Below are 312 nucleotides of genomic sequence, written 5' to 3'. Positions count from 1 at the left end.
TTTGGCTTTCTCCCGGTTGCGGGAACCGCGTTGTTTGCGGGATAGTCGTCGTTGAGCGCGTCTCAACCGCCTTTCCGATCTTCGCAGATACCGCGGGTTGTCCACCTTCGTCTCATCGGACAGCGCCGCAAAGGTACTCAGCCCTACGTCGATGCCCACGGCCGTTTCCACCGCCTGGCCTGCTTCCGCTGCCTCCGTTTTCACGCCAATGTTGGCCATCCACCCGTCCGCATACCGTTTCACATTGATTTGCGTCACATTCGTCCGGTCGAAAGGACGGTGTGCATGCATGCGGACAAAGCCGATTTTGGG

1 protein-coding gene is annotated in these 312 nt (G+C 59.0%); it reads right to left on the bottom strand.

Features of this window, described 5'->3' with window-relative positions:
- Positions 1-312 (bottom strand): transposase (locus tag ACI7RC_RS27810; RefSeq protein WP_408111393.1); only part of this gene is annotated, 312 nt, incomplete at both ends.

This window comes from Brevibacillus sp. B_LB10_24 (assembly GCF_046036945.1).
Lineage (GTDB): Bacteria > Bacillota > Bacilli > Brevibacillales > Brevibacillaceae > Brevibacillus_C.
Note: the sequence above shows the minus strand (reverse complement) of the source record. Positions and strands in the feature narration are given on the sequence as shown.